This window comes from Pseudomonas sp. SORGH_AS_0211 (assembly GCF_031453455.1).
GTDB lineage: Bacteria > Pseudomonadota > Gammaproteobacteria > Pseudomonadales > Pseudomonadaceae > Chryseomonas > Chryseomonas aestiva.
Genome location: NZ_JAVIZV010000001.1, coordinates 3243930 through 3265684 on the forward strand (window position 1 = coordinate 3243930; position 21755 = coordinate 3265684).

The 21755-nt window shown below is 66.2% G+C and carries 15 protein-coding genes; 5 read left to right on the forward strand and 10 right to left on the reverse strand.

Annotation, left to right across the window (positions count from 1 at the left end):
• Positions 1 to 3: 3 nt before the first annotated feature.
• The gene (locus QE393_RS15080; protein ID WP_310044373.1) at positions 4 to 906 is read right to left on the reverse strand and encodes a glycine betaine ABC transporter substrate-binding protein; all 903 of its coding nucleotides are present in this window, start codon (positions 904 to 906) and stop codon (positions 4 to 6) included.
• 9 nt (positions 907 to 915) lie between these two features.
• Positions 916 to 1626, reverse strand: coding sequence for an ABC transporter permease (locus tag QE393_RS15085; RefSeq protein WP_310044375.1), 711 nt, complete (start codon positions 1624 to 1626; stop codon positions 916 to 918).
• A gap of 721 nt (positions 1627 to 2347) precedes the next feature.
• On the opposite strand from QE393_RS15085, the gene QE393_RS15090 reads away from it, so the two are divergent.
• From QE393_RS15090 to QE393_RS15105, 4 genes are all read left to right on the forward strand, one after another.
• Positions 2348 to 2539: a hypothetical protein gene (locus QE393_RS15090; RefSeq protein WP_158891359.1), complete on the forward strand. Its 192-nt coding sequence runs from the start codon at positions 2348 to 2350 to the stop codon at positions 2537 to 2539.
• A gap of 300 nt (positions 2540 to 2839) precedes the next feature.
• Positions 2840 to 3886, forward strand: a complete 1047-nt coding sequence (locus QE393_RS15095; protein ID WP_310044377.1) for a glycoside hydrolase family 5 protein — start codon at positions 2840 to 2842, stop codon at positions 3884 to 3886.
• A gap of 297 nt (positions 3887 to 4183) precedes the next feature.
• Positions 4184 to 5359, forward strand: coding sequence for an acyltransferase (locus tag QE393_RS15100; RefSeq protein ID WP_273861799.1), 1176 nt, complete (start codon positions 4184 to 4186; stop codon positions 5357 to 5359).
• A gap of 94 nt (positions 5360 to 5453) precedes the next feature.
• The gene (locus QE393_RS15105) at positions 5454 to 7037 is read left to right on the forward strand and encodes a peptide chain release factor 3 (RefSeq protein WP_133861275.1); all 1584 of its coding nucleotides are present in this window, start codon (positions 5454 to 5456) and stop codon (positions 7035 to 7037) included.
• Between the two features lie 102 nt (positions 7038 to 7139).
• Here QE393_RS15105 and rmuC read toward each other — a convergent pair whose 3' ends face one another.
• The 4 genes from rmuC to recC all read right to left on the reverse strand — a co-directional run bounded on the left by rmuC (position 7140) and on the right by recC (position 17961).
• Positions 7140 to 8723 carry a DNA recombination protein RmuC gene (gene rmuC / locus QE393_RS15110; RefSeq protein WP_310044381.1) on the reverse strand — a complete coding sequence of 528 codons (1584 nt, stop codon included), beginning with the start codon at positions 8721 to 8723 and terminating at the stop codon, positions 7140 to 7142.
• A gap of 73 nt (positions 8724 to 8796) precedes the next feature.
• Positions 8797 to 10878 (reverse strand): exodeoxyribonuclease V subunit alpha, encoded by a 2082-nt coding sequence (gene recD, locus QE393_RS15115; protein ID WP_310044384.1) that lies wholly within the window; start codon positions 10876 to 10878, stop codon positions 8797 to 8799.
• On the reverse strand, positions 10871 to 14533 hold the full coding sequence (gene recB, locus QE393_RS15120) for an exodeoxyribonuclease V subunit beta (RefSeq protein WP_310044386.1): 3663 nt from the start codon (positions 14531 to 14533) through the stop codon (positions 10871 to 10873). Before recB ends, recD begins: the two co-directional genes overlap by 8 nt.
• Entirely contained in the window at positions 14530 to 17961 is a 3432-nt protein-coding gene (gene recC, locus QE393_RS15125) for an exodeoxyribonuclease V subunit gamma (protein WP_310044387.1), read from the reverse strand. The genes recB and recC overlap by 4 nt, the downstream gene beginning before the upstream one ends.
• 182 nt (positions 17962 to 18143) lie before the next feature.
• On the opposite strand from recC, the gene QE393_RS15130 reads away from it, so the two are divergent.
• A complete protein-coding gene (locus QE393_RS15130; RefSeq protein ID WP_310044388.1) occupies positions 18144 to 18641 on the forward strand; it encodes a hypothetical protein in 498 nt (165 codons plus the stop codon).
• A 14-nt stretch (positions 18642 to 18655) separates the two neighbouring features.
• On the opposite strand, the gene yacG is transcribed toward QE393_RS15130, so the two are convergent.
• Genes yacG through QE393_RS15150 form a run of 4 tightly spaced genes read right to left on the reverse strand, consistent with a single transcriptional unit; the run spans position 18656 to position 21547 of the window.
• Positions 18656 to 18853 carry a DNA gyrase inhibitor YacG gene (yacG, locus tag QE393_RS15135; protein ID WP_273806525.1) on the reverse strand — a complete coding sequence of 66 codons (198 nt, stop codon included), beginning with the start codon at positions 18851 to 18853 and terminating at the stop codon, positions 18656 to 18658.
• On the reverse strand, positions 18850 to 19461 hold the full coding sequence (gene coaE, locus QE393_RS15140; RefSeq protein ID WP_310044391.1) for a dephospho-CoA kinase: 612 nt from the start codon (positions 19459 to 19461) through the stop codon (positions 18850 to 18852). Before coaE ends, yacG begins: the two co-directional genes overlap by 4 nt.
• The gene (locus tag QE393_RS15145) at positions 19458 to 20330 is read right to left on the reverse strand and encodes an A24 family peptidase (protein WP_310044393.1); all 873 of its coding nucleotides are present in this window, start codon (positions 20328 to 20330) and stop codon (positions 19458 to 19460) included. The genes coaE and QE393_RS15145 overlap by 4 nt, the downstream gene beginning before the upstream one ends.
• Positions 20330 to 21547 (reverse strand): type II secretion system F family protein, encoded by a 1218-nt coding sequence (locus QE393_RS15150; protein ID WP_310044394.1) that lies wholly within the window; start codon positions 21545 to 21547, stop codon positions 20330 to 20332. The genes QE393_RS15145 and QE393_RS15150 overlap by 1 nt, the downstream gene beginning before the upstream one ends.
• Positions 21548 to 21755: the final 208 nt, after the last annotated feature.

Below are 21755 nucleotides of genomic sequence, written 5' to 3' on the forward strand. Positions count from 1 at the left end.
GGGTCACTGCCCTCCGTCTAGGGGATGCCGGGCAAGGAAGTCGCGAGCTACCTGGGCCGGAGTCTGTCGCTCGATGTCCACCTTGGCGTTGAGCTGGCGCATGGTGGCCTGGTCCAGGCTTTCCGCCAGGGGCTTGAGCAGCGTGGCGAGATCCGGATGCCTTTCCAGGTAACGGGCGTTCACCACCGGCGCGGCGGTGTAGTCGGGGAAGTAACCCTTGTCGTCTTCCAGCACCTTGAGCTTGAAGGCGTCCAGGCGGCCGTCGGTGGTGTAGACCAGACCGGTGAAGACCTGGCCGTTGCGCAGGGCGGTGTAGACCAGGCCCGGGTCCATCTGGCGGATGTCATCGCGGGTGTAGCTCAGGCCATAGGCCTTGACCAGACCGGCGAGGCCGTCGGAGCGGTTGGCGAACTCGATGTCCAGCGCGGTGAGGTGGCGCTTGCCCGCCTCGGCCTCGAGCAGTCCGGCCAGGTCACTGATGCTGTTGAGTTCGGGATGCTGCCGGGCGACCTTCTCCGGCAGCGCCAGGGCATAGGTGTTGTTGAAGCGGGTGGGCGCCAGCCACGCCAGACCGACCTTGGCGTCCAGCTGCTTGACTCGCTGGTAGGAGGCGTCCTTGTCCAGTCGTTCGGTGACATGGTTGTAGGCCACCAGCGAGGTACCGGTGTATTCCCAGGTGAGGTCGAGCTGGGCGTTCTTCACGCCGTTCCAGGCGATGGTGCTGCCCAGGCCGCCGACGATCTCCGGCTGGTAGCCGTGCCTGGACAGATACTGCCCGGTGAGTTCGGCGAGGATGGCCTGCTCGGTGAAGACCTTGGCACCGATGCGGATCGGATCGGCCTGGGCACCACTGGCCAGTGTCAATCCGAACCAGGCGGCGCCCAGGGCGATAAGCAACTTCTTCATCTCGTCTCCTTAGCGGGCCAGGCCGCGTTCCAGCCAGAGGCGACTGGCAAGCAGCACCAGGCCATCCAGCAGCAGCGCCAGCAGTGCGGTGGCGGCGGCGCCCAGCAGCAGCTGTGACTGGTTCTCCAGGGCGATGGCAGGAAAGATCAGGCTGCCCAGGCTGTTGGCGCCGATGAGAAATACCAGCGGCGTGGTGCCGACATTGATCGCCAGGGCAACCCGAACCCCGCCGATGATGATGGGCACGGCATTGGGCAGCTCCACCTTGGTCAGCACCTGGGCAGGCGTCATGCCGATGCCGGTGGCCGCTTCCTTGAGCGAGGCGGGCACGTTCTTCAGCCCCTCGTAGGTGTTGCGCACGATGGGCAGCAGCGAGGCGAGGAACAGCGCCAGGATCGCCGGTCCGTCGCCAATGCCGACGATGCCCAGGGCAATGGCCAGCACCGCCAGCGGGGGGACGGTATTGCCGATGTTGAACACCTGCATGAAGCGCTCGGCGCTGCGGGCGAATCGCGGTCGACTGAGCAGGACCCCGGCGGGGAGTCCCACCAGCAGCGCCAATACCATGGAAACGACCACCAGGTAGAGATGGGCCTGGAGATAGAACAGCAGATCCGCGCGATAGGTAGCGAGGGTATCCCTACCGATCCAGTGCACCAGCAGCGCCAGGATCACCACTCCCGCGGCCGTGCCGAGCAGGAGGGTCTTGAACTTCGCCATGTCAGGCTCCTTCAACGGGCGGACAGGCCGCATGCCTTCCGAGTGCGGACCTCGCGACAGGAGCGAGGCGCAGGACGGCTGTCCGGGTTCAGGGTCGAGACACAGCAGGGCATGGCGGGTATGCCGGCTGGACCAACGGGGCACTGCGGATCTCGGATCTGCCTAGCCCTTGGGTGTCGCTCCCTGGGGAACGACATGGCGCCTTGCCTCGACCGAAGAGATTGACGCCCATCGCAGTCGATAGTTCGTCAGCTCCTTTTCAGGCTAACCCAATAGACTCGCTCAATGCCAATCCGATCGCGAAAACTGCATGACTTGACAGAGTGAAAGGCCCGGGCGAGAGGCTTTCATATCGCATCAAAAGGGAGAGGCGCGGGCTAGAGCCGCTGACAAATATGTGACGATAAATTTAATACACTTACTGTTAGCTGCTTTGCAGCACCAGCGCGAACCCCGTCGCAGATAGCGTCGCGAGCCGCCTCGGTTTCGTGGAGCGCCACACAGCCTGGCTGACGTACGGTCATCACTGAAACATCTTTTTGTGCGCCAGTGCGATGACGAGGTTTTGGCACCTCTTTATCATGCCGACGAGTGGCTGACGCTTTGAGGGAACATTCAGCCATACCAAGGTCAATAGGTGGCCCAGTGATAGCACCAAGCGCCATTCCTGGTACCGCCATAAAAACAGACTATTCATCGAGCTAACTTCAAAGGGAACGTTATGAATGACATGACGGCTTGTGCATCGTTGGACTCTGCTGTTCTATCCTCTGCCCCGGTAATGCTGCTGCAACCCAAGGTGGAAAATTGGGTCGTGGTCTATGCTCATGGCGGCCTGATCGCCGACTTCGATGACGAGGCTTCGGCCCGCCGCGAAGCAGAGCAGTGGGCTGGAATCTGCCTGCGTCGCTAAACACCGCTTTCGAATGATCTGCCTGCGCCATCAACCGATGGAAAGTAGTCACAGGCAGCTCATTACCCGCTCCAGCGGCTTTCATCCCGCCCCTCGCCAGACACCCCAACGTCCAGCCTTGCGCTGCCCGCCAGCCCTACCCAGCTCGCATTTCCACTGATTTCGCCTGGCATTAACGTTGTCTGGCGCACCTTCTGAGCGTTGCACTGCAACTTCCCGGCGTCTCTTCAGGCCTGATGGCGAGTCGAGCCCCTGCGCCCGATCACCCAACGTCTTCCGTCACTGTCCGGGACCTTGCCGATGACGCTACGCCTGAAATCCGCTATCACCACCCTGTTCGCCCTGCTCAGCCTGGCAGCCACACCGGTCACCCAGGCCACTCCGCGGGATTTTCCCACCGATCTGATCGGCCTGAATTTCTCCGGCGCCGGCTTCGCCCCTCACGTACTGCCGGGCAAACCGGGCACCAACTATTTCTTTCCCGACGCCGGTCATTACCGGCGCTGGGCGGCCAAGGGTATCCGGGTGATCCGCTTCCCGGTCATCTGGGAGCGCCTGCAGCCGCGTCTGGGGCAACCCCTGGACCCCGCCTACGCCAAGCTGATCGACCAGACCCTGGACAATGCCAAGCGCTATCGCATGAGCGTGATCCTGGATCTGCACAACTACATGAGATACCGCGGCCAGCTCATCGGCAGCGCGGCGGTGCCCTATCCGGCCTATGCCGATGTCCTGCAGCGAATCGCCCAGCGCTGGCACGAGCACCCTGCCCTGGCCGCCTACGACATCATGAACGAGCCCCACGATGCGGTTGAGCAGTGGCCGGTGGCGGCGCAGCATGGCATCGACGCCGTGCGTGACGTCGATCGGGCGCGACCGATCCTGATCGAAGGCAACGGCTGGTCCAGCAGCTATCTCTGGCCGCGCTACAACGCCAAGCTGCTCGGCCTCAAGGACCCGGCCGACAACCTGATCTATTCGGCGCACGTCTATTTCGACAATGACGGTGGCGGCAAATACCTCAGGAAGGACATGACCGATTTCGACCCGGATGTCGGCATCCGCCGGGTCGAGCCTTTCATCACCTGGCTCAAGCAGCACGGCAAGCGCGGTCACATCGGCGAGTTCGGCGTACCGGACAACGATCCGCGCTGGCTGGCAGCCATGGACAGGTTGCTGGCACGGCTGCGGCAGGAATGCATCCCGGCCATGTACTGGGCAGCCGGCCCCAACTGGGGCGACTACCCACTGGCAATCGAGCCGGTCAAGGGCAAACCCCGGCCGCAGTGGAGCGTGCTGCAGAAGTACGTGAAGCCCGCCGACTGCCAGGCGCTGGGCCCGCGCTGACCGAAGCGCCGCCAGGCGAACCAGGCGGCGCCTTCTTGCAGTTATGCGACAACATGTCCGGAAATCGGTGACTGCAATCACAAAACGCCTCGCCATGGACGGCCTGGCAAGAACTTGCTGGCATTTAGCGATCAAAATGTAACAGCAAGTAATAGTGCGACTATTAAGACGCTTGCGACGCACAAGAGAAAGGATGCCATGTCAGCTATCGTTTTTCCGCACTACCCCTGCGCTCTTTCCCCCTAACGGCAGCGCTGCATCCGTTCGCCTTTCTTGCCGCACCCTCAGGGATCTCCCATGGAAAGATTTGTCGCTTTGGATAGCTTTCGCGGCCTGCTCGCCGTCGCCGTCGTCCTGTTCCATACTTATGTCGCTCAGGCCGCCTCGGAAAATCCGCTGATCGCCAACGCCTACCTGTTCGTTGAATTCTTCTTCGTGCTCAGCGGCTTCGTACTCATGCACACCTACGAAAACCGTCTGCGGACCCTGGACGACTATCGCGATTTCGCCATCAGTCGCTCGGCGCGGATCCTGCCGCTGCACCTGGCCATGCTCGGGCTCTATGTACTGCTGGAATGCGGTCGCCTGCTGGCGGAAAAGCTGGGGGTCGGCTTCAACGATCCGGCTTTCAGCGGCGCCACCGCACCCGAGCAATTCCTGCCCAATCTGCTGCTGCTGCAATCCTGGCTGGGCCAGGCCATCACCGGTTCGTTCAACTACCCGTCCTGGAGCATCAGCATCGAGTTCTACCTCTATCTGATCTTCGGTCTGCTGGTACTCAAGGGCCAGGGTCATCAGCGCCAGTGGTTCCTGGCGATCGCCCTGCTGGCCTTCGTGCAGCTGCTGTTTCCCTTCCTGCCGCTGAAGACCGAGATCTTCCGCGGCCTGTCGTGCTTTTTCGCCGGCGCCTGCACCTATCGCCTCTACGTCTGGATCAAGCAGCACAACCAGGGGCAATTCGGTGGCACCCTGCTAGAGCTGGCCTGCCTGATCGCCGGTGCCGCGGTGATGACCTCCGATCTGCCGGTGCCCAAGAAGGGCGTGCTGGCGACTCTTGTGTTCTGCGTCACCGTCCTCACCTTCGCCTTCGAGCGCGGCCTGGTCTCCAGCGTGCTGCACCAGGGGCTCTTCGTACGCCTGGGCGTGCTGTCCTATTCGATCTACCTGTGCCACGCCGCGGTGATCTTCGTGGTCAAGAGCGCCTTCATCGTGCTGGGCAAGCTGCTCCACCAGGACCTCACAGTGGTGGCGCCCTCCCATGATGCGCCGCTGCCCTTCATGATCCGCTACATCGCCACCGGCAGCGTCGTGCTGGACAACCTGGTGGTGCTGGTGGAACTGGCGGTGGTCTTCGCCTTCGCCTGCCTGACCCACAGATACATCGAGATCCCGGGCATGGCCCTGGGCAAGCGGCTGGTCCGCCGCAAACGCACCCCGCCCTGCTGCGACGGCAACATCCAGCCGCAGCGCTGAGCGGCGCCTGGCGCAGCCCCACCGACCTCAAGCCGGTGGGGCTGCCCTCTGCTATACTCCGCCCCCTCTTTTTTCTTCCCGCCCAGGTTCATCCATGACCACCCAGGCCGCCGAAGTCGCCAAGCGCCGTACCTTCGCCATCATTTCCCACCCCGACGCGGGCAAGACCACCATCACCGAAAAGCTGCTGCTGATGGGCCAGGCCATCGCCGTCGCGGGCACGGTGAAGTCGCGCAAATCCGACCGCCATGCGACCTCCGACTGGATGGAGATGGAAAAGCAGCGCGGCATCTCCATCACCACTTCGGTGATGCAGTTCCCCTACCGCGAGCACATGATCAACCTGCTCGACACCCCCGGCCACGAAGACTTCTCCGAAGACACCTACCGCACCCTGACCGCGGTGGATTCGGCGCTGATGGTGCTCGACGGCGGCAAGGGCGTCGAACCCCGCACCATCGCCCTGATGGACGTCTGCCGCCTGCGCGACACCCCCATCGTCAGCTTTATCAACAAGCTCGACCGCGATATCCGCGATCCCATCGAACTGCTCGACGAGATCGAGGCGGTGCTCAAGATCAAGGCCGCGCCCATCACCTGGCCGATCGGCAGCTATCGCGACTTCAAGGGCGTCTATCACCTCTCGGATGACCGCATCTACGTCTACACCCCCGGCCATGGTCACGAGCGCATCGCCACCAAGACCATCGACAAGCTGGACTCCGACGAGGCCCGCGCCCACCTGGGCGATCTCTATGAGCGCTTCGTCGAGGAGCTGGAGCTGGTGCAGGGCGCCTGCCACGAGTTCGATGGCGAGGCCTTCCTGCGCGGCGAGATGACCCCGGTGTTCTTTGGTACCGCCCTGGGCAACTTCGGCGTCGACCAGGTGCTCGACGCCGTGGTCGACTGGGCGCCGCGCCCGCTGTCGCGCGCCGCCCACGAGCGGGTAGTGGAACCGGTGGAAGAGAAGTTTTCCGGCTTCGTGTTCAAGATCCAGGCGAACATGGATCCCAAGCACCGCGACCGCATCGCCTTCATGCGCATCTGCTCGGGCAGGTACGAGAAGGGCATGAAACTGCGCCACGTGCGGATCAAGAAGGACCTCAAGATCGCCGATGCCCTGACCTTCTTCTCCAGCGAGCGCGAGCACCTGGAAGAGGCCTTCGCCGGCGACATCATCGGCCTGCACAACCACGGCACCATCCAGATCGGCGACACCTTCACCGAAGGCGAGCTGCTGGGCTTCACCGGTATCCCGCATTTCGCCCCGGAACTGTTCCGCCGCGTGCGCCTGAAGGATCCGCTGAAATCCAAGCAGCTGCGCCAGGGTCTGCAGGAACTGGCCGAGGAAGGCGCCACCCAGGTGTTCTTCCCCGAGCGCAACAACGACATCGTGCTCGGCGCCGTGGGCGTGCTGCAGTTCGACGTGGTCGCCAGTCGCCTGAAGGAAGAATACAAGGTGGAGTGCGCCTACGAGGCCATCAACGTCTGGTCGGCGCGCTGGATCGAGTGCGACGACAAGAAGAAGCTCGAAGACTTCAAGAACAAGGCCTTCGAGAACCTGGCGGTGGATGGCGGTGGTCACCTCACCTACCTGGCGCCGACCCGGGTCAATCTGGCGCTGATGGAAGAGCGCTGGCCGGAGATCAAATTCCGCGCCACCCGCGAGCACCACTGAGCCCTACTGCCTGACCGGTGCACCTGGCGCCGGTCAGGCGTACCGTCCTCCTCCCTGCATCGTCCAGGCGGATCGCCGGCTCTCCTGCCAGGTCTTCCCGAATCAGTCCCGGTCGGAAGACTCGGCTGCGGCTTCCAGCTCCACCATCGTCAGCTCCAGCTCCGCCCGCTCGGTCCACTGGCCGTCCAGTTCGGTGCGTACCGCCACGCCCAGTTCCTTGAAGTCCGCCACCTGCTTGACCAGGTTGCCCGGGCCGCCCACCAGCTGGCCGCAGGCCTTGCGATAGGCCTCGCCGGCCTTGTCCAGACTCCTGCCGATGCCGTCCATGCTGCCGAGAAAGGTGCGCAGCTTGTCGTAGACCTTGCCGGCGCGCTCGGCCAGTTCGGCGGTATGGCGATTCTGGTCTTCAAAGCGCCACAGCTGGCGGACGATGTTGAGGCTGGTCAGCAGAGTGGTGGGCGTCGCCACCAGCACGTTCTGCTCGATGGCGCGCTGGAACAGGCTTTCGTCGGCCTTGAGCGCCTCGACGAAGGCCGATTCGATGGGAATGAACAGAAAGACCATCTCCGGCGAATTGAGCCCCGGCAGGCTGAAGTATTCGCGATCGGCCAGCTCGCGGATGCGCTCGCCCACGGCGCGCACGTGCTCGCCCAGGGCCAGGCGCCGCTCGCCCTCGTCCTCGCTGTTGACGTAGCGGGTATAGGCGTTGAGCGACACCTTGGCGTCCACCACCAGGTGCTTCTTCTGCGGCAGATGGACCAGCACGTCCGGCCGGCGGCGGCCGGTCTCGGTGGTGAAGCTGCGCTCGCGGACGAAGTCGCGGCCCTCGCGCAGGCCGGAGCGCTCCAGCACGTTTTCCAGGATGAGTTCGCCCCAGTTGCCCTGCGCCTTCTTCTGGCCGCGCAGGGCGGTGGCCAGGTCGTGGGCCTCCTGGGTGATCTGGCGGTTGAGCTCCTTGAGGTCGAGCAGTTGCTGGCCGAGCGCCGCCTGCTGCTGGACATCCTTGTGGTGGATGTCCTCGACCTTGGCACGAAAGCCTTCGATCTGCTCGCGAAACGGCCGCAACAGGGCATCCAGCGATTGCTGGCTGTGCTGGGCGAAAGCCTGGCCCTTGGCGTCGAAGATGCGCCCGGCCAGTTGCTCGAATTCCAGCTTGAGTTGCTCGCGACTCTCGCGCAGTAGTAGCTGCTGCGCCTGGAAGTGCTCCTCCTTCTGCTCCAGGGTGGTCCTGAGCGTCGCGTGTTCTTCGGCCAGGCGCGCATGGCGTTCCTGCACCTCGGCGTGCAGCTGCTGCTCGCGGTGCTGGCGCTCGCGCAATTCGGCGAGCTGTTCCTGGCTGCCCTGCAGCTGGGCGCGGGTGGCCTCGGCCAGGGCGTGCTGTTCGGCGGCCTGCAACTGGGCCTGGCGGGTCTGCTGGCGCAACTCGGCCTCCAGCTCGCGATTGGCCTCCAGCTGGCGCTGCAGGGTGGCGGTGCGTTCGCGCTCGGCGCCCAGTTCCACCACCTGGCGACCATTGGCCAGCTCGGCCCGTTGCAGGTCGTCGCGCAGCATGTCGTAGCGCTCGGCGGCGCTGTCGAGTTGCTGTTGCAGATAGCGCTGGCGCCCAGTCAGCCAGACGGCCGAACCCGCCCAGCCAGCCAGCAGCAACAGGGGAAGCACAAGGGAAACGAAAGGCAGGGAAGTCATGGCGCTCTCATCGCGGACGGCTCCCCTCACCTTAGGCAGGCGCACGGGGAGCGTCCAGCATTTATCTGTACATTTACACAGTGTTTCGCAAATCCAGATCCAGCCCGCTGACGCGGCGGACCCGCCGGGCCACGGCCTCGGCGAAGATGCCGCCGCGGGCCTCGATCAGGGTGAAATCATCGCGCGCCCGGGTGATGCCGGTATAGACCAGCTCCTTGGTCAGCACCGGACTGAGCTGCTCGGGCAGCAGCAGGGCGGTGTGGGCGAATTCCGAGCCCTGGGATTTGTGCACGGTCATGGCGAACACCGTCTCCACCGCCGCCAGCCGGCTGGGCAGGACGAATCTGAGGCCGCCGCTGCCATCGCCGCGGGGAAAGGCGACCCGCAGGACCTTGCGCCCGGGCTGGCTGGCGTCCGGCAGGCAGAGGGTGATGCCGATGTCGCCGTTCATTAGCCCCAGGCTGTAGTCGTTGCGCGTCACCAGCACCGGGCGGCCCTCGTACCAGCCATGCTCGCCCGCGAGCAGACCGGCCGCCAGCAGGGCGCTGGCGATGCGCAGGTTGAGGCCTTCCACGCCCCAGGGCCCTTTGCGCACAGCGCAGAGCAGCTGGAAATCGTCGAAAGCGGCCAGCACCTGGCCGGCCCAGCGCGTCCAGGCCGGGTCCTCCATCACGGTGTCGAGCTGGGGCCGGGTCTCATGCAGGACCTGCAGATAATGACGATAGCCGCGGGCGCGCCCGCGCCCTTCCAGCACCAGGCGTTCCAGGGCACGATCCTCCGGGCCCTTGAGCAGCACCCGATGAAGATCGGCGTAGCCGCCGTCGACCAGCACCTGCTGCGCACCCGGACCGTCCTGGGCATTGACCCGGCGGGCCAGCTGGCCGATGCCGCTGCCGGCGCCGAAACGCCGCGAGCGCCTGAGCATCACCACCTGCTGCGCCAGGGCGTCACCCTGGTCGTCGCCGACCGTCAGCGGCGTCCGGGCCAGCGACTGGCCACTCACGGCTTCCAGCCAGGCGCGGGTGGCCGGACTGTAGCGTCCGGCCTCGGCATCCCGGCAGAGATCGCCCAGCACCGCGCCCGCTTCCACCGAGGCCAGCTGATCCTTGTCACCGAGCAGGACCAGGCGCGCCCTGGGCGGCAAGGCCGCCAGCAGGCTGGCCATCATTTCCAGGTCGATCATCGAGGCTTCGTCCACCACCAGCACATCCAGCGGCAAGGGATGCCCGCGGTGGTGGCGGAAGTGCCGGGTGTTGGGGCGACTGCCCAGCAGCCGGTGCACCGTGGTCACCCCGGTGGGGATGTGCCGGCGCAGCTCATCATCCACCGGCAGACGACTGACCTGGCCGCCGATGGATTCGGTGAGGCGCGCAGCCGCCTTGCCGGTCGGTGCGGCCAGGCGGATACGCAAGGGGCGACCGGCCGCCACCGCGGGCGCCTGAAGCAGCGCCAGCAGTCGCACCACGGTGGTGGTCTTGCCGGTGCCGGGGCCGCCGGTAATGATGCTGAAGGCGCCCCGTACCGCCAAGGCGCAGGCCAGTTTCTGCCAGTCGGGTTCGCCACCCGCATCGGGATCCGGCGGAAACAGCCGGTCGAGGCGCTCCGCTAAATCCGCCGGCAGCGGCTCGGGAGTGGCCAGACGCTGACGCAGGCTGGCGGCCACCGCCCGTTCGTAACTCCAGTAGCGCCGCAGGTAGAGGCGCTCGCCGCCCAGCACCAGCGGTCGCTCCGGACAGCTGCCGTCGCCATCGACCAGGGCGCTGGCCAGCAATGCCCGCTGCCAGGCGTCGAGGGTCTGGCCATGCAGCAACTGCGACGGCAGGAGCGAAGCGCGCGCCTCGTCGCCCTCGGGTGGCAGCGACAGGGCGGCGTCGGGATTGCGCAGGGTGGCGGCGAGATCCAGGCAGACATGGCCATGGCCGAGCTGATGGCTGGCCAGGGCCGCGGCCAGCAGCACCGCCGAGTCGCCCTGGGGTTCGAGTTCGCCGAGAAAGCTGGTGAAGGCCCGGTCCACCTGACGGAGCCAGCCGCGCTGCACCCAGAGCTCCAGCAGGCGAAAGAGGTCGTCACGCTGTTCGAGCGGGGCGAGGGGACGTTCCTGGGCCAGGGATGCCAGGCGCAGCAGCCGTTCGGTGGCGGGGCTGAAATCAGACATGGGCATTCTCCGCACCACTGAACAGCAGATCCAGGGTCTCGATCAGGGCCTGGGCGGGTCGCTCGACGAAGACGCCGTGGCCAGCCGGATCGCAGCCGCGCAGGAAGAGGTAGACGGCGCCGCCGAAATGGCGCTCGTAGCGGTAGTCGGGCAGCCGCGCCTTGAGCAGGCGGTGCACGGCCAGGCTGTAGAGCACGTACTGCAGGTCGTAGCGCTTGGCCAGGACGGCGGCTTCCATGGCCGCGCGGGTATAGGCCCCGGCTTCGGCCCCCAGCCAGTTGGACTTGTAGTCCACCACGAAATAGCGGCCCTCGTGCTCGAAAACCAGGTCGATGAAGCCCTTGAACAGGCCGTTGAGCTGTCCCGGCTCCAGCATCGGCCGCGCCTGGCCGCCAAGGGTGCCACGACTCACCAGGTCATCCAGCCGCTCCAGATCGACGCCATGGGTGGCGAACCAGAATTCCATTTCCACCTGGTAGCGCGCCAGTTCGCCCAGGGGCTGGCTGCCTCCCGGCAAGGGCAGCGGCAGTGCCAGCAACTGGCGCAGCCAGCCCTGCAGGATGGGAATCCAGTGATTCCAGCCACGCCGCTGGCAACGCCGGGCGATCAGGTCGTCCAGCCGCTCGGGCGCGGCCTGGATGGCGGTGAAGCCTTCCTCGCCGACCCACTCCAGCAGGCTGTGCAGGAAGGTGCCCGGACCGGGGCCGCGGGGAAAGCGGTGCAGGTCTTCGCCGGCCGCCGGCTGACGCGCCTCGTCCGGAGCGAGGCGATCGTCGTCGAACAGTTTCTGGGCCGCCGGGGTATCCAGGTCCAGCTCCAGGTTGAACGGGCCCTTCTCCTGCGCCTCACCCAGCCGCGTGCCGATGCGCAGGGCGCTGTAGGAGGCGATCCACCAGTCCTCGCGGGCCGCCCGCCGCGCCGTCAGCGCCTTGAGGGTTACCGGGGCTTCACGGGACTCGGGCAGTCGGGCCGGATCGGCTTCAGGCAGTGGCAGGACGAGGGTATCGGGTTGCGCGTCGATCAGAGTACCGAGGGCGGTGCCCAGGGCCGCCGAACTCGCCAGGGGCTCACCGCCGGTGGCCAGGTAGCCCAGGGCGCTGCGGGCGAAGCCGGATTCCTTGCTGCGCCCGCGCTTGAGATCGGCCACTCCGACCCAGCAGGCATGACGGGCCCGGGTCAGGGCGACATAGAGCAGGCGCAGGTCCTCGGCCAGACGTTCGTCATCGGCGCGGGCCAGTTCCTCGGCGGAGGGCTTGTAGGTCCGGCGTACCCGGCCCTGGTCATCGTGATAGCGCAGCGGCAGGGTGGTGCCTTCCTCGGCACGATAGGCGCAGGCGAAGGGTAGGAACACCAGCGGGTATTCCAGGCCCTTGGACTTGTGCACCGTCACCACCTTGACCAGCTCGGCGTCGCTTTCCAGGCGCAGGATCTGCTCCTCGGCGGCGCCCTGGGCGGCCAGCTGCTCGGCCAGGTGGCGAATCAGCGCCTGTTCGCCGTCCAGCTCGCCAGCGGCGCGCTGCAAGAGTTCGGCGAGGTGCAGCAGATTGGTCAGCACCCGCTCGCCATCGGCGCGGGCCATCAGCCGCTGTGGCAGCCGGAAGTCCTGCAGCAGGCGGCGCAGCATGGGCAGTACGCCCTGGCCACGCCAGAGCTGGCGATAGCCACGGAATTGCAGCACCCGCGACTCCCAGGCCTGCTCGTCGTGGTTGAGGGCATCCAGTTCGGCCAGCGGCAGGTCGAGGGTCAGGCTGCCCAGAGCCGCGCGCAGCCGGCGATCCACATCGGGCTCGGCACAGGCCTTGAGCCAGTCCAGCAGGCAGCGGGCCTCCTGGGCGGTGAATACCGAGTCCTTATCCGACAGATAGACGCTGCGCACCCCGCGCCGCACCAGCGCCTGGCGCACCGCCTGGGCCTCGCTGCCGGCGCGCACCAGGATGGCGATATCGGCGGGCCGCAGGGGCACCAGTTCGCCGTCTTCACGGCGAAAGCCGGCCCTGCCCTCGGCGGCCAGGCTCAGCAGCCGCACGATCTCGCTAGCGGTGCTCTCGGCCAGGGTGGCGCGATAGGCGGTGCCGGCCAGGGGCTCGTCGCCGGCCAGCTGCCAGAAGGTCAGGGCCGCACCCGGTAGGCCGTCGATTTCTAGGGCTTCGCGCCGGCCCTGGGCGCGGACCGGCTCGAAGGGCACCGGATTGTCCTCGCCCTGGCGGAACAGGAAGGCTGCGCGCGGTGCCGTCATCTCGCCATGCTGGAATACCTGGTTGACCGCCGCGACCACGGCGGCGGTGGAACGGAAGTTGGTGTCCAGCGAATGCAGGTGGCCGGCATTGGCACGACGCGCCTGCAGATAGGTGTGGATGTCCGCGCCACGGAAGGCATAGATGGCCTGCTTGGGATCGCCGATCAGGAACAGCCCGGTGCCCTCGCCCGCGCCATAGACAGTGTTGAAGATGCGGTACTGCACCGGGTCGGTGTCCTGGAATTCGTCGATCAGCGCCACCGGGAACTGCTCGCGGATCAGCGCCGCCAGCCGCGCCCCGGCGCCATCGGCCTGCAGCGCCCGGTCCAGGCGGGTAAGGATGTCGTCGAAACCCAGCTCGGCGCGGCGCAGCTTCTCGCGCTCGAATTTCTGCTGCACCCAGGCCGCCGCGTGCTCCAGCAGCGGCACCTCGGGGCTGGGCAGCTCGGCCAGTTGCCCGGGCAGACGCGCCATGGCCGCCAGGGCCGGATGATCCGGCGGACTGGCCTTGGTCCAGGCCTCGGCGAAGCCCTCCTCGGTCAGCCGGGTAAAGCCGGTGCCGATATCCAGGTCCTCGCTGGCGGGGTTGTCCGCCCAGGCGACCAGCTTGTCGCACCAGGGCCCGAAGAACCTCTTCTGCAACTTGCGGCCGTCGACCACCTTGGCGTCGCAGCCGGCCTGGCAGAGTTCACGCAACTCTTCGGCCCATTTGGCCCACGGCGCCTTGAGTCGTGCCAACCGCTCTCGGCGTTCGGCCAGGGCGGTGGCCAGCAAGGCGGCGGGTTCGCCCTGGGGCGCGCCCAGGGCCTCGCTCAACAGGGGGCGCAGGCGTGCAGCCAGGGCGCGGGGTTCGCCCCAATGCTCGATCACCCAGTCCAGCGCCTCCCCTTCGAGGGGATAGCAGAAGCGCCGCCAGTAGTCGCGCACCACCTGGGCGAGCAACTCGCTCTGGTCCTGCTCCAGGTTCTGCACGAAGAGGCTGCCACTGTCGAAGGCGTGCTCTCGGAGCATGCGCTGGCACCAGCTGTGAATGGTGGAGACGGCCGCCTCGTCCATCCACTGGGCGGCGATGTCCAGGCGCCGGGCGCAATCGGCCCAGGCCTCGGCGGGAAAGTCCTCGCGCAATTCGGCGAGCAGCGCATCGGGCGCCGCGATCTCGTCGCGAAAGAAGCGCGCCGCCTCGGCCAGGCGATGGCGAATGCGATCGCGCAATTCCTGGGTGGCGGCCTCGGTAAAGGTCACCACCAGGATCTGCGGCGGCAGCAATTCACGCCCGAAGGCCGTCTCGGGTGTACCGTGGCCCAGCACCAGACGCACATAGAGCGCGGAGATGGTGAAGGTCTTGCCGGTGCCGGCACTGGCTTCGATGAGCTGATTGCCCTGCAGCGGAAAGCGCAGGGCGAGCGGACGCTGACTCATGCTTGTGCCTCCCCGCCAACCACCTGCCAGCCGGCGGTGTACACCGGCGCATAGAGGGTCTGGCACCAGCCATCGAATTCCTCGTCGGCCAGCAAGGCGGCGAAGTCCGGATACTGCCGACGCAGTGCCGGGTGGGTCGCGGCCTCGCCCTGATAGGCCTGCTCGGCGGCGGCCAGGGCCTGGTCCGGGTCATTGGCCAGCCAGGCGAAGGCGGTGCGCGGCGCGACGGGCAGCGGACGCCGCTGGCCCAGCGCCCAGGCATCAAGCAACTCGTTCAGCTGACGCCGGGCCAGCTCAGCGTCCAGCGGTGCCAGCAGCAGGGTCAGATCGGTCGCCACCACCGCGGTGGTCAGCTGCAGGCCACCGGCCGCGGCGACCAGGTGCTGCACCCAGGGTCGCAGCAGCCGATGCCACTTGCGAGTGCGGGTATTGCCCAGGCCATTGGCCTGGGCGGTCAGGGCCAGCAGCCCTTCGGGGCCACGACGCAGCCGTTCGAGGTTGGCCACCAGTTGCAGCTCTTTGTGTTCGAGATCCAGGGTCACGGCCTCTTCCAGGGGTTCGGGCCAGCGCAGCGCCAAGGCCTCGACCTGGGCGACCACGGCGGGCAGAGGCTCGCGCAAGGCCCGCCCGGCCCGTTCACCAAAGCCCGCCAGCGGCAAACGACCGCTGCCGCGCAGGCGCTCGGCGGCGGCCATCAGCGCCGGCTCCGCCTCGGCCGGCACGGCCAGAGCCGCCGTCAGCAGGTCTTCGCCCAACTGGTAGCGGGTCAGGGCGTCCAGGCCGAAGGGTTCCTCGTCTTCCGCCGGCGCATCGGGCGCCGCGAAGTGCACCTTGAGGCGATTGGCGAAGAACAGGTCCACCGGTCCGCGCAGAAAGCGCGCCAGGTCATCGAGACCCAGGGGTTCTTCGGGCACCAGTGGCGGCAACAGGGCATCCTCGGCGCGGGTGGTGCGGTCATGCACGCCCAGCCATTCGGCGGCAAAGCTGAAATAGCCGCGCTCGCCGCGGAAGTAACGGGCGCTGAAGGGCTGCAGCGGATGCTCCTGGGTCAGGGCGGCCAGCAGGCGCTCCGGCTCTGCTTCATGCCCCGCCAGCCGCCAACCGGACTGGAGATGGTCACGCAACTGGGCGACCAGCACCGATGGCGGGCGCTCGCTGTTGTCGCGAATGCTGCGCCCCACCCAACTGACATAGAACTGATCGCGCGCCGAGAGCAGCGCCTCCAGCAGCAGATAGCGATCATCCTCGCGCCGCGAGCGGTCACCGGGACGATAGTCCTGGGCCATGAGATCGAAATCCAGTGGCGACTGGATGCGCGGATAGGCGCCATCGTGCATGCCCAGCAGACAGACCACGCGGAAGGGAATGGCGCGCATGGGCATCAGGGTGCAGAAATTGACCGCCCCGGCGAGAAAGCGCTGCGCCAGTCCCCCGGAATCCAGTCCGGCCAGCCAGGCCTCGCGGACCACGGTGAGCGGCAGCTCTTCATCCAGGGCCACGTCCTCGCACAACTCCAGCCAGCGCTCACGGAGGTTTTCCAGCTGCTCCAGCAGGTATTCGTCGTGCTCGTCCTGGGCGCTGAAGAACAGCGCCAGCAGCGCCTGCAGGCGGGCGCCCCACTCCCCCGGTCGGGCTGGCTGGGCCAGCGCCGCCTGGGCCGCGTCCAGCGCATCGAGCAGATCCACCAGCGGCCCGACCAGGGCCGCATCCAGGCCACCCACCTCGTCGAAGGGCTCGATATCGCCCAGGGCGGCGCCGCTGCCCACGGCGTAGCCCAGCAGCATGCGCCTCAGGCCGAAGCGCCAGGTGTTTTGCGTCAGCCCCTCGGGCAGATCGAGGCGACTGCGCTGCTCGGCATCCAGCCCCCAGCGCACGCCCGCGCCTTCCAGCCAGAGGTGCAGGGTCGGCAGATCGCCCTCGCGCAGCCCGAAGCGGGTGCGCAGCGCCGGCACATCCAGCAGGTCGAGGATCTCGCTCAGGGCGAAGCGACTGTCGGGCAGCTGCAGCAGATGCTCCAGGGCGATCAGCAGCGGCTGGAAACCGCGCTGGTGCTGATCGGCCAGGCTGAAGGGGATGAAGCGCGGATCCTGGCGCTCCAGCTGGCCGAACACCGCGCGGATGTGCGGCGCATAGGCATCGATGTCCGGCACCATGACGATGACGTCGCGCGGCCTGAGGCTGCTGTCGCTGCTGAAGCGCGCCAGCAACTGGTCATGGAGGATCTCCACTTCGCGCTGCGGACTGTGGGCCACATGGAAGCGCATGGACCTGTCCCGCGCCGGATCCACTGTTGGCCAATGTTCACGGGTCTCGCTCAGCGGGCGCAATTCGAGAATGTCATCCTGCAACTGGCCGAGCAGGTGCTGGGGTTCGGTGTCGGCGAAGAGGTCGATGCGCCCGCCATTGAGGTCCTCGAACAGGCGCCGATAGCCATCGGGTTCGTCGAATTCGTCCAGCAGGTGGATGTAGTCGCGGCCCTGCTTGCCCCAGCTCGCCAGCAGCGGCTGGCCGTGCTGGTGCAGCGCCTCGGCATCCAGGGTCTGCGGCATGCCCGGCTTGCGCTGCTGGCGCCGGTAGTTCTGCCGCAGGAGATCCTGGTCGGCGACGATGTCGGACCAGTGATGGCGACAGGGATTGTGCACGCAGAGCAGCACCTGGCTGAAGCGCGCCAGCGCGGCCAGGGCTTCCAGCGTCTGCGCCGGAATCGCCGACAGCCCAAAGATCACCACCCTCCGCGGCAGACCGGCTGGCGGCTCGGTCGCCGCCTGCATGACCTCCAGAAAACGCCGGTGCACCCCGGCGCGACTGCGGGCCAGGCCACCGTCGCCCACGTCGTCCAGCAGCGCCCGCCACAGCTGCGCCTGCCAGCGGCAACTCTCCGGCAGGGCACGCCGGCCGTCACGCAGGCTGGCCAGCAGATCGCGTCCCGCCGCCCAGTCGTTGAGCCAGTCGGCGCGATAGACCTGGTAGCCGTCATAGAGATCGGCCAGCCGCTCGGCCAGCTGATAGCGCTTGCGCAGATCGCCGTCATCGTCGAGAAAGCGCCGCAGCGCAGCGAAGTCCGGTTGCAGGAGCAGCGTCGGCAAGAGCCGCATCAGGCGCCAGGTCAGGGGCGCGCGATCCAGCGGCGAGGATGGCGGGACCTGGTCACGGCCCAGCACCTGCCGATAGGTCCGCCAGAGAAAGGCCGCCGGCAGTTGCACTTCCAGCGCCGCGGCCACCCCGCAGCCGCCCTCGTCGTCCCCGCGCGGATCCTCGGCCAGCGCCAGCTTGAGCCACTGGGCGATGCCATTGCTCTGCACCAGCACCTGTTCGTTTTCTAGTGGCGCCAGGGGATAGCGCCGCATCCAGCCGACCGCCAGGCCGCGCAGCTCTTCGAGCCGATTGCCGTGTACCACCATGAATCCGGGAGTGAGCGCCTCGGACATCCTACGCCTCGCTGTTCGCTGTCTGCGGCCAGGGTAAGGATCACCCGCGCCGGACACCAGCCCGCAATGTGTTGACCGACGCATGACGCAGTGCACAGCCGCCCTCGTCTCCCCGCCTGCAACGGGGCTCCAGCCGGTAGACTCAGGGTCTATCGGCCGTCGGCCATCGCCAGGATGTTTTCATGCGTTTCCTCGTTGCCCTTCCCCTGCTGCTGAGTGCCGCCCTCGCCCATGCCGATAACGGCGAGCCCGTCGATTGCGCCAGCCTGCAGGCCCAGTTGCCACTGCCCCTGCTGCAGCAGAGCTCCGGCCTGCCGCTGGCCTATGCTCGCCAGATCGCCGGCGGCTGCGCCTTTACCGATCGCGACACCGGGCAACCGGCCAACTACCTGCTGGGCCTGTCGGCGGGTTACGAGAATGGCGGTCGGGCGCTGCCCAAGCTGCGGCGGCAGGTGCAATCGCTCAGCGAGCAACTGGAATGCAAGGCCATCGATGGCCTGGGCGAAGGCGCCAGCGCCTGCAGCAAGCCGCTGCTGGGCACCCAGGTGTTCTTTATCAAGCGCGACCGCATCCATACGGTCACGGCGTCCAGTCCGCTGGAATACGAGAAACCCGAGCTGGCGGCCAAGTTGCGCCAGGCGGCCCAGGCGACCGCCCAGGCTTGGGCGCAGCGGCTATAGGAGGAAGGCGCGCCCTAGTGGCCGCGCCGATTGAGATCTTCCGAATAGAGATCGTCTTCCAGGTCATTACCCGGGATGGCGTGCTCTTCCGCTGCCCAGGCACCCAGGTCGATCAGTTTGCAGCGGTCGGAACAAAAGGGCCGGTTGGCGCTCTTCTCGCTCCATTCCACGGGTGCGCCACAGGTGGGGCAGTCCACGGTAAGAGTGCTCATGCTTGGCCTCCGTCAAGGGTCAGATAAAAGGAATGCAGGCGCTCCACCTCGGCGTGGAGCGCGGCGAGATCGCGGTCGTTGCAGATGACGTCATCGGCCTTGGCCAGCCGCTCGGCACGCGGCAGCTGCGCCGCCAGGATGGCCCGCACCTGAGCCTCGTCCACCCCGTCACGGCGCATGGCCCGCTCCAGCTGCAGCGCTTCCGGCGCGTCTATCACCAATCCGCGGCGGACCAGTGCCCGCTGCCCGGATTCGAACAGCAGCGGCGACACCAGGATGGCATAGGGCGACGCTGCGCGGGCCAAGGCTGCCAGGATTTCCTGACGAATGAGAGGATGCAGCAGGGCTTCGAGCCAGCGCCGCTCGGCCGGATCGGCAAAGATCGCCGCGCGCAGCACCGCACGGTCCAGACTGCCATCCGGCTGCAAGACCGCCGGCGAAAAATGCCCGGCGATTTCGGACAGCGCTGGGCGGCCCGGCTCCACCACCCAACGGGCGGCCTGATCGGCGTCGACACAGGTGATGCCCAGGCGGGCGAAATGCTCGGCAGCGGCGCTCTTGCCACTGCCGATGCCCCCGGTCAGGCCGAGGGTCCAGGCAGAAGTCATCGGAATCCGGCGAAGTTCAGGTACAGGCCGGTTATTTGATCACCCCAGAGCAAGGCAATCCACCCCGCCACGGCGAGATAGGGACCGAAGGGCAAGGGCGTACTGGTTTCCGCCCGCCGCAGACGCAGGGTGATGACACCCAGGATGGCGCCCACCAGCGACGACAGCAGGATGGTCAACGGCAGGATCTGCCAACCACCCCAGGCACCGAGCAGCGCCAGCAACTTGAAGTCGCCGTAGCCCATGCCTTCCTTGCCGGTCACCAGGCGGAACAGCTGGAATACCAGCCACAGACTCAGATAGCCCGCCACCGCGCCCCAGACCGCATCGCCGAGACTGGTGAACAGCCCGAACTGATTGGCAATCAGCCCCAGCCACAGCAACGGCAGGACGATCACGTCAGGCAACAGTTGGTGATCGGCATCGATCAGACTGGCCGCCAACAGCCCCCAGGTCAGTAGCAGAAAGGCCCCACCCTGCCAGGTCACGCCCAGATGCCAGATGACCCAGGCCGACAGCAGTCCGCAGGCCAGCTCCACCAGCGGATAACGCAGGCTGATAGTGGCCTGACAGCCTTTGCAGCGACCGCTTAGGAGCAGATAACTCAGCACCGGCACATTTTCCCAGGGCTGCACGGCGCGCTGGCAATGGGGACAGCGAGAGGCAGGTCGCGCCAGATTGAAAGGCACTCCGACCGGCTCAGCCGGCAACTCGAGCACCTCACGCGCCTCGGCCTGCCAGTCTCGCTTCAGCATCACCGGCAAGCGATAGACCACCACATTGAGAAAGCTGCCTACCAGCAACCCCAGGACCAGCGCGCACAGCGTCGCGGCCAGCGGCGCGCCGACCAAAAATTCCAACAGCGCCATCAGACCACCGAGCCGAGCTGGAAGATGGGCAGGTACATGGCGATGATCAGACCACCTACCAGAACCCCGAGGACCGCCATGATCATCGGCTCCATCAGGGTGGTGAGGTTGTCGACCATATTGTCGACCTCGTCTTCATAGAAGGTCGCGACCTTGGACAACATCTCGTCCAGCGAACCCGACTCCTCGCCAATGGCCGTCATCTGGATAGCCATGGAAGAGAAAACCCCGGTAGTGCGCATGGAGAAGTTGAGCTGCATACCGGTAGAAACGTCGCCTTTGATCTTCTCCACGGCGTTGCGGAACACCACGTTACCGGTTGCTCCTGCTACCGAGTCCAAGGCATCCACCAGCGGGACACCCGCCGCGAAGGTAGTGGCCAGGGTCCGTGCATAACGGGCAATGGCCGACTTATAGAGAATTGAGCCAATGAGGGGGATCTTCAGCAGCCCCCGATCCGTAGCGTCACGAAATTTCTCCGACTTCTTGTAGAAGTGTCGCAGGACGAAAGCCAGCACGAAGATCCCGCCCAGTACCAGCAACCACCACTCCTGCAAGACCTCGGAAATGGCGATGACCATAAGGGTAAAGGCCGGTAATTGAGCACCGAAACCTTCGAACACCGACTGGAACTGAGGTACTACCTTGATCAACAGAATGGCCGACACGATCACCGCGACTACCACTACCGCCGCCGGATAGGTCATGGCCTTCTTGATCTTCTTCTTCAGCGCCTCGGTCTTTTCCTTGTAGGTGGCTACCCGATCCAGCAGGGTCTCCAAGGCACCCGATTGCTCGCCGGCATCCACCAGGTTGCAATAGAGGTCGTCGAAATACTGCGGCTGTTTGCGCAAGGAGTTGGCCAGGCTATTACCCGCGGCGACATCCTGCTTGATGTCGTCGACCATCTTGCGCATGTTGGGATTGTCGAAGCCCTCGCCGATGATGTCGAAGGCCTGCAGCAGGGGTACGCCCGCGCTCATCATGGTTGCCAGCTGTCGAGTAAACAGGGCGATGTCCATGGGCTTGATCTTCTTGCCCTTGCCGAACAGCGACACCGATTTCTTGCGCACCCGGGTCGGATTGATCCCCTGCTTGCGCAACTGCGCCTTGATCAAGGCGGGATTCAGGCCCGTCATCTCGCCCTTCACCTTGGTCCCTTTGCGATCGGTCCCCTCCCAGGTGAAGCTGCCCATCTTGATAGCTTTATCGGCCATGGCCTCGACTCATCAAAGGCTCGGCCCGCCGTGGCGAGCCCGTCAAAAGAATGCTCTGTGCAGAGCGGTTTGGAGCTTTGAGAGCAAGCATCGCGCCAAATACCAACGTACTAGGCACCCCTTGATGCCAATGCCCTATGCTCAGGCATTAACCGACGCGCCGATCAAGTTCCCTCTCCCTCAGGGAGAGGGCTAGGGTGAGGGAAGC